Genomic DNA, 11,717 nt, shown 5'->3' on the forward strand with positions numbered 1-11,717 from the left:
TCATCACAGTGGTCGGGACGGCCGGATTCGAACCGACGACCCTCTGCCCCCCAGGCAGATGCGCTACCAGGCTGCGCTACGCCCCGACTGATGCTGCGATGTGCCCGCCAGTGCGGCGGGCCGTGAAGTATAGCGGATTACAAGGGAAATGGGGTCAGCGACGCAGCAACTGCAGCACTTCTTCCAGCTCCATGCGCACCTGCTTGATGATCTGGTTGCTCAGCGCCGATTCCTCGCGGGCATCGGGGCCATCCAGACGCAGGCGTGCACCACCGATGGTGTAGCCCTGTTCGTACAGCAGGCTGCGGATCTGCCGCACCATCAGCACGTCGTGGCGCTGGTAGTAGCGGCGGTTGCCTCGGCGCTTGGCCGGCTCAAGGCTGGGAAACTCGGTTTCCCAGTAGCGCAGGACGTGCGGCTTGACGTCGCACAGCTCGCTGACCTCACCGATGGTGAAGTAGCGCTTGGCCGGGATCGGCGGTAGTTCGCGGTTACTGCCCGGATCCAGCATAAGCTTCCACCCTCTCCTTGAGCTTCTGGCCCGGACGGAAGGTGACCACCGTACGGGCGGAAATCGGAATTTCCTCGCCGGTCTTGGGGTTGCGACCCGGGCGCTGGTTCTTGCGCCGCAGATCGAAATTGCCGAAGCCCGACAGCTTCACCTGACGTCCCTGTTCCAATGCTTCACGCAGCACATCGAAAAACGCGTCGACGAATTCCTTGGCTTCCCGCTTGTTCAGACCGACTTCGTCGAACAGCTTTTCCGCCATCTCCGCCTTGGTCAATGCCATTGCCTGCTACCCCCGAGTGCTGCCCGCTCAGCCGCGGATCCGGGCGTGGTGTTCACGCTCGATGGCAGTGACCGCCTCGGCCACTACCGCATCCACGTCGCGGTCCGTCAGAGTGCGCGACTTGTCCTGCAAAATCAAGCCCATAGCGAGACTCTTGAATCCCGGCTCGACGCCCTGCCCGACATAGCGGTCGAACAGGTTCAGGTCGCGCAGCAGTGGACCGGCAGCCTGGCGGACAGTCGCCGCCAGCTCGGCCCAGGCCACCTGCTCAGGCACCAGGAACGCCAGGTCGCGGCGCACTGCGGGGAAGCGCGACAGCTCGCCGGCACGCGGCAGGCGGCGGGCGGACAGCGGCTCCAGGTCCAGTTCAAAGGCATAGACGTCGGCTTCGATGTCCATCGCCTTGGCCAGGCGCGGGTGGATCTGGCCGATCCAGCCGATCGCCACGCCGTCGCGGAACACCTCGGCCGAACGCGCCGGGTGACCGTAGGCACGGTCCGAGGGGCGGAACTCCAGGACCGCGCCACTGGCGGCGGCCAGCGATTCCAGGTCGCCCTTCAGGTCATGGAAATCGACCTTGCGGGTCGGCAGGCCCCACTGCACCGCCTGCGCTTCACCGCAGACCGCAGCGGCCACGCGCGGGGTTTCCAGCGGTGCCGGCTGGCCATCACCAACCTGCTGGGCGAACACGCGGCCGATCTCGAACAGGCGCACGCGACCCAGCTGGCGGGCGGCGTTGCGACCGAGCGTGGCGACCAGGCCCGGCAGCAGCGACGGACGCATCACTGCCAGTTCGGCCGACAGCGGGTTGGCCAGCGGCACCAGGCTGTCGCGCAGCCGCCACTGGGTCAGCAGCGCATCGTCGACGAAGGCGAAGTTGACGGTTTCCTGCTGATCACGGGCGATCAGCTGACGACGCACGCTCAGCGCGTCCAGCTGGGTCTCGCTCGGCATCGCCACGCGCGAGGCACCGCCCGGCAGCGTGGTCGGGATCTGCTCGTAACCGTGGATGCGCGCCAGTTCTTCGATCAGGTCTTCCTCGATGGCGATGTCGAAACGGCGGCTCGGCGCGGCCACCTGCCAGCCATCGGCCGTCGCGCTCACGTCCATGCCCAGCGCACGCAGGATGCGCTCGACCTCAGCGTCTTCGATGGTGATGCCGAGCACGCGGGTGATGCGGGCGCGACGCAGCATGATCGTCGCCGGCTTCGGCAGGTCGTCGGCGCGCACGGCTTCGGTGACCGGCGCCGGGGTACCGCCGGCAAGGTCCAGCACCAGGCGGGTGGCGTATTCGATGGCGGTGCGCGGCAGTGCCGGGTCGACACCGCGCTCGAAGCGGTGGCCGGCATCGGTGTGCAGGCCCAGCTTGCGGCCACGGCCCATGATCGCGGCCGGCGCGAAGTGCGCGGCCTCCAGGAACACGGCGGTGGTGGTATCGGTGACTCGGGTATCGAAGCCGCCCATCAGGCCGGCCAGACCGACCGCACGATCGGCGTCGGTGACCACCAGGAAGCTGTCGTCCAGCGCGGCATCGCGGCCGTCCAGCAGCTTCAGGCTTTCACCTGCGCGCGAACGGCGCACGGCAATGCTGCCCTGCAGGGTGCCCAGGTCATAGGCGTGCATCGGCTGGCCCAGCTCCAGCATCACGTACTGGGTGATGTCGACCAGCAGCGAGACCGGGCGCACGCCACTGCGGCGCAGGCGCTCGGCCATCCACAGCGGCGTCCTGGCGGCGGCGTTGACGCCTTCGATGACACGACCAAGGTAGCGCGGCGCCTCGGCGCCGGCATCGAGCTGGATGGCCAGCTCATGGCTGCCGACGGCGGGAATCGCCTCGGCGGTGAAATCCAGCACGTCGCTGCGGGTGGCCGCGGCGACGTCGTAGGCGATACCGCGCAGGCTGAAGCAGTCGGCGCGGTTCGGGGTCAGCTTGATCTCGATGCTGGCGTCCGGCAGGCCCAGGTACTCGACCAGGGTCTGGCCGACCGGGGCGTCGTCCGGCAGTTCCAGCAGGCCGGAGGCATCGTTGTCCAGGCCCAGCTCCTTGGCCGAGCACAGCATGCCGTTGGACTCGACGCCGCGCAGCTTGGCCGGCTTGATCTTCAGCTCACCGATCTGCGCACCGACCATTGCCAGCGGCGCAACCAGGCCCGGGCGCGCATTCGGCGCACCGCAGACGATCTGCAGCAGCTCACCCTGCCCGGCATCGACCCTGCACACCTGCAGGCGGTCGGCTTCCGGATGGCGTACGGCTTCGACGATGCGTGCCACGACCACGTGCTCGAGGCCCTCGCCCAGCGCGGTCACTTCTTCCACTTCCAGGCCGATGGCGGTCAGCACCGCGCTCAGTTCTTCGCGCGATGCAGTGGTCGGGACGTGGCTGCGCAGCCAGTTTTCGGAGAATTTCATGGTGTCACCCTGGTGGGCCCGGCGCATGCGCCTGGGCCTGCGTTGTTGAGTCCGCCGGGCATGGCCCGGCGCTACCTGGTGGTTTACGCGAACTGTTTCAGGAAGCGCACGTCGTTCTCGAAGAACGCGCGCAGGTCGTTGACGCCATAGCGCAGCATCGCGAAGCGCTCCACGCCCATGCCGAAGGCAAAGCCGGTGTAGCGCTCCGGATCGATGCCGACGTTGCGCAGCACGTTCGGATGGACCATGCCGCAGCCGAGCACTTCCAGCCAGCGGGTGCTGCCATCGGGCTGCTGCCAGGCGATGTCCACTTCCGCGCCGGGTTCAACGAACGGGAAGTAGCTGGGGCGGAAACGCATTTCGAAATCGCGCTCGAAGAACGCGCGCACGAACTCGGCCAGCGTGCCCTTCAGGTCGGCGAAGGTCGAATGCTCATCGACCAGCAGGCCTTCCACCTGGTGGAACATCGGCGAATGGGTCTGGTCGCTGTCGCTGCGGTACACCTTGCCGGCGGCAATCATGCGTAGCGGCGGTGCGTGGTCGCCCATATAGCGCACCTGCACACCGGAGGTGTGCGTGCGCAGCAGACGGCCGTCACCAAAGTAGAAGGTGTCGTGCATGGCGCGCGCCGGGTGGTGCGGCGGGAAGTTCAGCGCCTCGAAGTTGTGCCAGTCATCCTCGATCTCAGGCCCTTCCGACAGCTCGTAGCCCAGCCGGCCGAAGATGCCGGTGATGCGCTCAAGGGTGCGGGTGATCGGATGCAGGCCAGCGCGCTCGGCGCTGCGGCCCGGCAGGGTGATGTCGATCGATTCGGCGGCCAGGCGCGCGTCCAGTGCGGCGTCTTCCAATACCGCCTTACGCTCGCCCAGCGCGTGACTCAGCGCGTCGCGGGCCTGGTTGATGGCTTCACCGGCAGCCTTGCGCTCGTCAGCCGGCAACGCGCCGAGCTGCTTGAGCTGCGAAGTGATGCTGCCGCTCTTGCCAAGCAGGGCCACGCGCAGCTGTTCCAGCACGTCGGGGCTCTGTGCGGCGGCCACATCGGCCAGCGCCTGGGTGGTGAGGGATTGGATGTCGCTCATGGGGGGCCGGAACTCCAGTCGATCTGCCATCGCGATACGCGAAGGGCCGACCCCTGTCGCCACCGCCGTCCCCGCGCTGCCGCTGTGGCCACGCCGGGACCCAAAAAAGAATGGGGAAGGACTTGCGCCCTTCCCCATGCATTGCCTTGACCTGACACCGTTCCGAGGAACGGTTACGGCATCGGGAAGGACTTATGCCGCCAGCGCGCCCTTGGCCTTTTCGGCCAGTGCGGTAAAGCCGGCTGCGTCGTGCACGGCGATGTCAGCCAGGACCTTGCGATCCAGGGTGATGCCGGCCTTCAGCAGACCGTTCATGAAGCGGCTGTAGCTCAGACCATTGATGCGGGCAGCCGCATTGATGCGGGTGATCCACAGCGAACGGAAGTTGCGCTTCTTCTGCTTACGGCCGATGTAGGCGTACTGCTGTGCCTTGATGACCGCCTGCTTGGCAACGCGGAAGACCTTGCGACGGGCGTTGTAATAGCCCTTGGCGAGATCCAGAATTTTCTTGTGGCGGCGACGCGCCTGTACGCCACGCTTAACTCGTGCCATTTTTCAGTTCCTCAGAGGTAAGGGAGCATGCGGTCCAGACGGCCGGCGTCTTCTGCACGGACATGGCCCGTCTGACGCAGATTACGCTTACGCTTGGTCGCTTTCTTCGTGAGGATGTGGCTACGGTTGGCGTGGCCGCACTTGTACTTGCCCGAGGCGGTCTTGCGGAAACGCTTGGCCGCTGCCCGGTTGGTCTTGATCTTGGGCATTGCAATGTCCTTGATGGGATATGACCCTGGTTTCTGACTGATCTGGCGGCGGCCTGGGCCGCTCTTTCCATCCTGCCATGATCGGCGTACGACCCGTCCTGGGTGGGTCGAGCCGGGCATGATACAGGCAAATCGGGACCATCACCAGCCCCTGCTGCCCTTTTCACGCCCGTCTTCACATCGCCGGCGGCCGTGCCGCCCGCACAAAGGCAAAAGGACGCCAGCGGCGTCCTTTCACCTTTCCATTCAGCCGCCAGGCGCCCCGGAAGGCAGCCCGTCAGGCCTCAGGTCTTCTTCTTCGGCGCGATCATCATCACCATCTGACGCCCTTCCAGGCGCGGACGGGATTCAATGACGATGTCCTCGCCCAGATCGGTCTCGATCCGGTTGGCCATTTCGCGACCCAGTTCCTGGTGGCTCATTTCACGGCCACGGAAACGGATGTTGACCTTGATCTTGTCGCCTTCTTCAAGGAAACCGCGCATCTTGCGCAGCTTGATCTGGTAGTCGCCCTCGTCCGTGACCGGACGGAACTTCACTTCCTTGATCTCGACCTGCTTGGTCTTCTTCTTGGCCTCGCTGGCCTTCTTCTGCGCTTCGAACTTGAACTTGCCGAAGTCCATGATCTTGCAGACCGGCGGGTCGGCCTGCGGCTGGATCTCGACCAGGTCCAGGCCTTCATCTTCGGCCATGGACAACGCTTCGTCACGCGTCAACACGCCGATCATTTCTCCGTCGCTGCCGATCACGCGGACGCGCGGCACACGGATTTCCTGATTCTTGCGGTTCTGTTTGTTGTCAGGGGTACTGATATTGCGATCTCCCAAGGGTGTCGAACCCGGCCCGGGCGCCAATGCGCACGGGCCGGACCTTTGCTTACGCGCCCTCGGCCTGGAGCCGCTCGATGAAGGCCTGGAGGCTCATGCTGCCGAGATCTTCGCCAGAACGCGTACGCACCGCCACAGCGCCGTTTTCCTTCTCGCGGTCACCAATGACCAGCAGGTACGGCACGCGCTGCAGCGTGTGCTCGCGAATCTTATAGCCGATCTTCTCGTTACGCAAATCCGCGCTGACGCGGAAGCCTTGATCCGCAAGGGTTTTGGTCACGTCCGAGACGTATTCAGCCTGGGCGTCGGTGATATTGGCCACCACCACCTGGGTCGGAGCCAGCCAGGCCGGGAACTGGCCGGCATGGTGCTCGATCAGGATGCCCAGGAAGCGCTCCATCGAGCCGACGATGGCCCGGTGCAGCATGACCGGGTGCTTCTTCTGGCTGTTCTCGTCCACGTACTCGGCGCCGAGGCGGCCGGGCATCATGAAGTCGACCTGCATCGTGCCCAGCTGCCAGGTACGGCCGATGGCGTCCTTCAGGTGGTACTCGATCTTCGGGCCATAGAAAGCGCCCTCGCCCGGCAGCTCCTGCCACTCCACGCCGTTGCTGGACAGGGCCGAGCGCAGCGCGCCCTCGGCCTTGTCCCAGGTTGCGTCATCGCCCAGGCGCGATTCCGGGCGCAGCGCGATCTTGACCTGGATCTCATCGAAGCCGAAGTGCTGGTAAACCGCCAGCGCCTGCTGGTGGAACGCGGTCACTTCCGCCTCGACCTGGTTCTCGGTGCAGAACACGTGGCCGTCGTCCTGGGTGAAGCCACGCACGCGCAGGATGCCGTGCAGCGCGCCGGACGGCTCGTTGCGGTGGCAGGCACCGAACTCACCGTAACGGATCGGCAGATCGCGGTAGCTGTGCAGGCCCTGATTGAACACCTGCACGTGGCCGGGGCAGTTCATCGGCTTGAGCGCATAGGTACGCTTCTCCGATTCGGTGAAGAACATCGCGTCCTGGTAGTTGTCCCAGTGACCGGATTTCTGCCACAGGCTCACGTCCAGGATCTGCGGGCAGCGCACTTCGCCGTAGCCGGTCTTGCGGTAGACCTTGCGCATGTACTGCTCGACCACCTGCCACAGCGCCCAGCCCTTCGGGTGCCAGAACACCAGGCCCGGTGCCTCTTCCTGCAGGTGGAACAGGTCCTGCTGCTTGCCGATGCGGCGGTGATCGCGCATTTCCGCTTCTTCGATGCGCTTGATGTACGCCTCGAGCTGCTTCTTGTCGGCCCAGGCAGTGCCGTAGATGCGCTGCAGCTGTTCGTTCTGCGCGTCACCACGCCAGTAGGCACCAGAGATGCGGGTCAGCTTGAAGGCCTTCAGGAAGCGCGTGTTCGGCACGTGCGGGCCACGGCACATGTCCACGTACTCCTGGTGGTAGTACATGCCCATGGCCTGGATGTCGTCGGACATGTCCTCGATCAGGCGCAGCTTGTAGTCCTCGCCACGGGCCTTGAAGATCTCGATCACTTCGGCGCGCGGCGTCACCTTCTTGATGACGTCGTAGTCCTGGGCGATCAGCTCGCCCATGCGCTTCTCGATCGCCGCCATGTCTTCCGGGGTGAACGGGCGCTCGGAGTAGATGTCGTAGTAGAAGCCCTCGGCAATCACCGGGCCGATCACCATCTTCACGTCCGGGTACAGCTGCTTGACCGCATGGCCAACCAGATGGGCGCTGGAGTGGCGGATGATCTCCACGCCCTCCTCGTCCTTGGCAGTGATGATGCGCAGGCTGGCATCGTGGTCGATGACGTCGCTGGCATCGACCAGCACGCCATCGACCGAACCGGCGATGGTGGCCTTGGCCAGGCCGGCACCGATCGACTGGGCAACGTCCATGACGCTGACGGGGTTTTCGAATTCGCGGCGGCTGCCGTCGGGAAGAGTAATGTTGATCATCGCAGTGGCTTCGTGCGGGGCCCGCGCGGGCGGGCTGGAAAGCGGTTCCGGGCCAGCGCCCGGGCAATAAAAAAGCGCCGCGAGGGCGCCGGGAACTCGGGCCTTCGGGGGCAGGTCAACAGTGGGCGGTGGTAGTGCTCATGTCGCACGCTCGGCCGGCGCTGGGCGCGGGCCACCTTGTTCCAGTGAGGATTCAACAATGATCTTAAACCAGCGCACGGGAAAGCCCAAGGGCTACCATACGGCCCGCTGAATGGGCTTCGCTGGCGGCGTCAAATTGCAATGATTACCATGTCGGCGCAGGTCGCCCCGTGCCAGCCTGCCCGCTTTCCCCCAGGACCCCGTGATGCGCCACCCGCTCCGACCGGCTCCCGCCGGCCCCGCCCGTGCCCCGCGTTCGCCAGCCTGCAGCCGCGCAGGTCGCGCGCAATGATCACCGTCGGCCTTTCCACGCTCGGCTTCTGCAGCCTGGGCATGCTGGCGGCGATGTTCTCGGCGCTGGCGTTCTATGCCGCCTCGCCACACTGCCGCTGGCCGCGCCTGCGCCGTGCCGGCCGCCTCGGGCGGCAGATCGGCCTGGTCGCCGCCGCTGCCGCGCTGTGGCTGTGGATGGCCGAGCTCGGTTTTGCCGCCGGCCTGGTGGCGATGCTGTGCACCTGGATGCTGGCGGCGATGCTGCTGCCGGCACTGGCCGCCTGGCATCGCCCCGGCACGGAGTCGCCGTGATGTGGCCGCGCGCCTTCGCCGGCATCGTGGCCGGCTTCCTCCTGGCCGCCGCCGCGACCGGACTGGTGACCTGGTTGCCGCCCGGGCCATGGCAGAACGCGCTGGTGCCCAGCCTGATCACCTTCATCCCGCTGTGGATGCTGGCCGCCCTGTGGGCGTTCAGTTTCCGCAGCGCGCTGCGCGCCTGGCTGGTGCTGGCGGGCAGTGGCGCCGCCGGCTTCGCCGTGCTCGCGCTGCTGCGCCTCACCGGCGCGGTGCAATGAGACCCGCCGCATGAAGTTCAGTTCGCAGACCCTGCGCACATTCACCACCCTGCACACCTGGGTCGGCCTGGTCGCCGGCTTCGGCCTGTTCGTAGCCTTCTATGCCGGTGCACTGACCCTGTTCCACCACGACCTGCCGCTATGGCAGACCCCGGGTGCAGCCAGCGCATTGCCGGCCGGCCTGGACGACGCGCAGTACCTGCTGGAAGACGTGCTTGCCGCGCATCCGGAAGCGCGCCGCCACGTCGGCATGACCTTCCCTGGCACCGAACACCCGCAGCCACTGGCCTACTGGCAGGCCGATGACGGCAGCTGGCGCTACGCCTGGCCAGGGCAGATCGCCGGCAGCCCGACGCCGCCGCAGACCGGGCTGGCCGAACTGGTCAACGAACTGCATTACAGCCTCGGCCTGCCGGTGGCCGGCATCTACGTGATGGGCATCGTCAGCCTCCTGTATGGCATGGCCCTGCTCAGCGGCCTGGTGATCCACCTGCCGAAGCTGTTCGGTGACCTGTTCGCACTGCGCCCCGGCCGCAACCTGAAGCAGCTGTGGCAGGACGCGCACAACGTGATCGGCGTGCTCAGCCTGCCCTTCCATCTGATGTTCGCGGTGACCGGTGCCCTGCTCTGCCTGGTGTTCGTGCAGATGGCCCTGCTCAACCCGTTGATCTACGACGGCAAGGCCCTGCAGGCGGTGCCGACGGCGATGGACACCGCGCCGGTGCGCGACGCCAGTGGCATTCCGGCGCCGCCGGGCAGCCTGCGCGTGCTGCATGCACGCGCGCTTGAAGTCGCCCGTGCACAAGGCGTGGCCAACTTCGAGCCGGCCTACCTGAAGCTGGCCAACGCCGGCGATGCCAATGCCACCATCGAGATCACCGGCGAATCCACCGGCACGCTCGGCCCACTTGGCGCGGTGGCGCTGGACGTGACCACCGGCAACGTTCTGGCCTCGCAGCTGCCGGGCCAGCGCGACGCAAACCACGCCACGCTCAGCGCCGCCTACGCGCTGCACTTCGGCGAATTCGGCAACGGCGTGGTGGTCTGGCTGTACTTCCTGCTCGGCCTCGGCGGTGCCTTCCTGTTCTACTCCGGCAACCTGTTGTGGATCGAGTCGCGGCGCAAGCGCCGCCAGCCGCAGCAGCCGCGTGCCGGGGTGAACATGGCGCGGGCCACGGTCGGCGTCTGCATCGGCCTCTGCGTAGCGATCTCGGTCGCCTTCGTCACCGCTTTGGTGCTGGAGCGGTGGGCACCGTCCGCGGTCGACCAGGGCATCCGCTGGGCCTGCTTCGGCAGCTGGGTGTTGTGCGCGTTGTGGGCGGCGCTGCGACGCCCGGCACAGGCCGCACGCGAGCTGCTGTGGGCCGCAGCGATCAGTACCGCGCTGGTGCCGGTCGTGCACGGCGCGCTCAATGGTGACTGGCTGTGGCGCGCGGCCGCACGCGGCCACTGGCCGCTGTTCTGGGTCGATGCGATCGCGCTGGCCATGGCCTTCGGCTTCGCCCGCCTGGCGGTGGCCAGCCAGCGCCGTGCCCGCCACGGCGATCCGAACAGCGTCTGGGCCGATTGAGCCAACGCCGGGCACGGCCCGGCGCTACCGAAGCGGTCAATCGCCGATGCGGGCCTTCTGCCACGGGCCGAGCATGGCGTTGAGCAGGCTGGCCTGCTCGTCGTCGCCGGTCAGCTCCCACATGAACACCCCGGCCAGGCCCTGCTCACGGGCGAACTGCGCACGCAGCCCGATCGAACGCGGGTCTTCGTAGCTGATGAAGACCTTCTGCTCCGCGTTGTACAGCCAGGGGCTCTGCGCCTGCGGCTGCCAGTGCTTCGTCCAGCCGGGCTGGTCGAGATAGCGCGCCTTGATCACCCGCCAGTCACCGGCATCGGCCGGGGCGCTGTAGGCCTGGTACAACCCGTCGGCAGCCTCGCCGGTGACCTTGAAGCCGCGTCCGTAGAACGGCACGCCCAGCACCAGCTTGTCGGCCGGTACGCCGTGCTCACGGTAGTACTGCACCGCGCCGGCCACGTTGTTCCAGCGCCGCAGTTCCGGCGCCAGCGGATCGGCTGGCACCTCATGCAGCGGCGCGTTGAAGGTCGACACCGCCGAGAAGCCGGTGCCCATGTCGTAGCTCATCAGGTTGATGAAATCGAACAGCCTGGCCAGCGCCGGCAGGTCGTAGCTCGCCGCGGGATCGTAGGGGCCGTCGGTCTGCAGGCGGCCGGCGGCCAGCGCAGCAGTCAGCAGCATCGGCTGGCCCGCCTTGCGGCCGCGCGCATCAAGGGCCACGCGGAAGGCCTGCGCAAGCCGGGTCAGGTTGGCGCGATCCTGCGGGCGGTGTGCCAGCTCCTTCGGCCCGCCACTGACCGGGAACTCCCAGTCGATGTCGACACCGTCGAAGCTTCCAGCATGGCGCTCGAAGAACAGCGCCATGCACGAGTCGACCAAGCGCTTGCGGCTGGCCTCGTTCAACGCTGCATCGGAGAATCCGCCGGCGCCCCAGCCACCGATCGAAATCAGCGTGCGCAGGTGCGGGTGCGCCTTTTTCAACTCAGCCAGTGCAGCGAAATTCTTCGGCGCTTCCGCACCGATCGTGCAGCGCCCGTCCTCGATGGTGGAGAACGCATAGAACAGATGGGTCAGGCGCTCGGCCGGAATGCTCGACACCGGATAGCGCTCGGCCGAACCACCGGGGTAGTAGGCACCGAAGATCGGCGGCTGCGCCGGCGCGGCGTGCGCGGCGATGGGCAAGGCACCGGCAATCAGCACGGCAAGAACGGCCACGGTCTGGCGGAACATGGGATCTCCCGGGTCAAAGGCGCAGCCACGTTAGCAAACAGAAGCGGCAGCGGCATGGATGTCCGCGCATGTCGTCCCGTGGACAGGCACCGGCCGTTGCAAGCTGCCACGGG

Annotated in this window: 12 protein-coding genes and 1 tRNA gene; 3 read left to right on the forward strand and 10 right to left on the reverse strand. The window is 66.7% G+C overall.

Annotated features, from left to right (window positions below; genetic code table 11):
• Nucleotides 1-9 precede the first annotated feature (9 nt).
• From SMAL_RS14230 to thrS, 9 genes are all read right to left on the reverse strand, one after another.
• Nucleotides 10-86 (reverse strand) — tRNA-Pro (locus SMAL_RS14230).
• 68 nt (nt 87-154) lie between these two features.
• Nucleotides 155-511, reverse strand: coding sequence for a MerR family transcriptional regulator (locus SMAL_RS14235; protein WP_005410431.1), 357 nt, complete (start codon nt 509-511; stop codon nt 155-157).
• Nucleotides 492-791 (reverse strand): integration host factor subunit alpha, encoded by a 300-nt coding sequence (locus SMAL_RS14240; protein ID WP_005410432.1) that lies wholly within the window; start codon nt 789-791, stop codon nt 492-494. The genes SMAL_RS14235 and SMAL_RS14240 overlap by 20 nt, the downstream gene beginning before the upstream one ends.
• A gap of 27 nt (nt 792-818) precedes the next feature.
• Nucleotides 819-3,200, reverse strand: coding sequence for a phenylalanine--tRNA ligase subunit beta (gene pheT, locus SMAL_RS14245; protein WP_041864674.1), 2,382 nt, complete (start codon nt 3,198-3,200; stop codon nt 819-821).
• 83 nt (nt 3,201-3,283) lie between these two features.
• Nucleotides 3,284-4,279, reverse strand: a complete 996-nt coding sequence (locus tag SMAL_RS14250; RefSeq protein ID WP_012511694.1) for a phenylalanine--tRNA ligase subunit alpha — start codon at nt 4,277-4,279, stop codon at nt 3,284-3,286.
• A gap of 192 nt (nt 4,280-4,471) precedes the next feature.
• Nucleotides 4,472-4,831, reverse strand: coding sequence for a 50S ribosomal protein L20 (gene rplT, locus SMAL_RS14255; protein ID WP_006380762.1), 360 nt, complete (start codon nt 4,829-4,831; stop codon nt 4,472-4,474).
• A gap of 11 nt (nt 4,832-4,842) precedes the next feature.
• Complete coding sequence (rpmI, locus tag SMAL_RS14260) at nt 4,843-5,040, reverse strand: 50S ribosomal protein L35 (protein WP_005410436.1); 198 nt, start codon at nt 5,038-5,040, stop codon at nt 4,843-4,845.
• Nucleotides 5,041-5,324: 284 nt separating this feature from the next.
• The gene (gene infC / locus SMAL_RS14265) at nt 5,325-5,867 is read right to left on the reverse strand and encodes a translation initiation factor IF-3 (RefSeq protein WP_006380763.1); all 543 of its coding nucleotides are present in this window, start codon (nt 5,865-5,867) and stop codon (nt 5,325-5,327) included.
• A 49-nt stretch (nt 5,868-5,916) separates the two neighbouring features.
• A complete protein-coding gene (gene thrS / locus SMAL_RS14270; protein WP_012511695.1) occupies nt 5,917-7,818 on the reverse strand; it encodes a threonine--tRNA ligase in 1,902 nt (633 codons plus the stop codon).
• Between the two features lie 429 nt (nt 7,819-8,247).
• On the opposite strand from thrS, the gene SMAL_RS14275 reads away from it, so the two are divergent.
• From SMAL_RS14275 to SMAL_RS14285, 3 genes are read left to right on the forward strand one after another with little or no spacing between them, the layout of a single operon-like run.
• A complete protein-coding gene (locus SMAL_RS14275; protein ID WP_005410439.1) occupies nt 8,248-8,544 on the forward strand; it encodes a hypothetical protein in 297 nt (98 codons plus the stop codon).
• On the forward strand, nt 8,544-8,807 hold the full coding sequence (locus SMAL_RS14280) for a hypothetical protein (protein ID WP_012511696.1): 264 nt from the start codon (nt 8,544-8,546) through the stop codon (nt 8,805-8,807). The genes SMAL_RS14275 and SMAL_RS14280 overlap by 1 nt, the downstream gene beginning before the upstream one ends.
• Nucleotides 8,808-8,817: 10 nt before the next feature.
• Nucleotides 8,818-10,377, forward strand: a complete 1,560-nt coding sequence (locus SMAL_RS14285; RefSeq protein WP_012511697.1) for a PepSY-associated TM helix domain-containing protein — start codon at nt 8,818-8,820, stop codon at nt 10,375-10,377.
• A 36-nt stretch (nt 10,378-10,413) separates the two neighbouring features.
• Here the strand turns inward: SMAL_RS14285 and SMAL_RS14290 are convergent, their stop codons facing one another.
• A complete protein-coding gene (locus tag SMAL_RS14290; RefSeq protein ID WP_012511698.1) occupies nt 10,414-11,604 on the reverse strand; it encodes a glycoside hydrolase family 18 protein in 1,191 nt (396 codons plus the stop codon).
• Between the last annotated feature and the right edge of the window lie 113 nt (nt 11,605-11,717).

The organism is Stenotrophomonas maltophilia R551-3 (assembly GCF_000020665.1).
Classification (GTDB): domain Bacteria; phylum Pseudomonadota; class Gammaproteobacteria; order Xanthomonadales; family Xanthomonadaceae; genus Stenotrophomonas; species Stenotrophomonas maltophilia_L.